This window comes from Alteromonas portus (assembly GCF_005117025.1).
Lineage (GTDB): Bacteria > Pseudomonadota > Gammaproteobacteria > Enterobacterales > Alteromonadaceae > Alteromonas > Alteromonas portus.
In genome coordinates, this window is record NZ_SWCO01000026.1 from 1 (window position 1) to 1,072 (window position 1,072).

The following is a 1,072-nucleotide window of genomic DNA, read 5'->3' on the forward strand; positions in this document are numbered from 1 at the left end:
AATTAAGTCACTCACTTCGTTCGCTGGGACGCATACATGCGGGGCGGCTTCGCCATTATGCCCCACATGCCTGCGCCCCTTATTTAAAAGTTAGCCACTAAAAAGGATTTTCCATGGATACAGGTTTTCTAATTCTTTTAATATCTTGCTTAAGCGGCTTTATATATTTAATCATTGGCTATTTACTTACCTTCAAGCAAAAAGCGGATGTACTTAACGGCATCGACTTTTCTAAAATTGCCGACTTACCTGCTTTCTGCAAATACGTAGGCAATAGCTTTTTATTATCTGGTGCTGTACAAATCTTAGTTGGAGTGTTGGCTTACTTAGCTTATTTAAACCTTATGCTGTTCATAGCTATTTTTGTTCTCTTCTCGACATTGCCAATTGTTAATGTCGTTAAAGCTATGCGTAAGTTTCAAAAAAGTGCTTCGTAAGCAAAGCGTGGCTAACAAGCCAATCAACACACTCACTTCGTTCGCTGGGACGCATACACGTGGGGCGGCTGCGCCATTATGCCCCACATGTCTGCGCCCGTTATTGGAAAGTTAGGTGCTAATGGATAAACATTACCTTTCGTGGATTATTGGAATTTCTCTCTGCATTATTGCTCCAGCCGTTATGTTCTCTGTATTTGGCACTAACCCTTTAACTCTATTGTTTGTTTGCACCATCAGTGGAGCAGCAATGATTTACAGCATTAAACTTGAAACAAGTGCGCTAAAAGAAAAAAAGATAGACGTAAGCCAAGGGAGCAAAACAGGAAATGCGTTGGCAAAATGGCTCGGGATTGTAATGTTATTGGTCATTGTTTTGCCCATTTTACTGCGAGTGTTCGAGGTTTTATGAAGCACGCACCTAACAAGCCAATAAACACACTCACTACGTTCGCTGGGACGCATTCACGTGGGGCGGCTTCGCCATTATGCCCCACATGTCTGCGCCCGTTATTGGAAAGTTATATGCTTTTCCGGAAAGGGGTAATTAAATGGATGTTTTGATACCGACTTTATTAGTTAATATCAGTTTTATTCTTTTCATACTCATTTCATTTTTTGTTATCCGTAAACAA

2 protein-coding genes are annotated in these 1,072 nt (G+C 40.9%); both read left to right on the forward strand.

Features of this window, described 5'->3' with window-relative positions:
- Positions 1-113: 113 nt before the first annotated feature.
- Positions 114-437: a hypothetical protein gene (locus E5672_RS19830; RefSeq protein ID WP_161569419.1), complete on the forward strand. Its 324-nt coding sequence runs from the start codon at positions 114-116 to the stop codon at positions 435-437.
- Between the two features lie 121 nt (positions 438-558).
- Entirely contained in the window at positions 559-849 is a 291-nt protein-coding gene (locus E5672_RS19915) for a hypothetical protein (RefSeq protein ID WP_167483162.1), read from the forward strand.
- Positions 850-1,072: the final 223 nt, after the last annotated feature.

Bases quoted from the DNA above. Each gene is read 5' to 3' on its own strand.
- E5672_RS19830 (WP_161569419.1), top strand. From the start codon at position 114: ATGGATACAGGTTTTCTAATTCTTTTAATATCTTGCTTAAGCGGCTTT.
- E5672_RS19915 (WP_167483162.1), top strand. From the start codon at position 559: ATGGATAAACATTACCTTTCGTGGATTATTGGAATTTCTCTCTGCATT.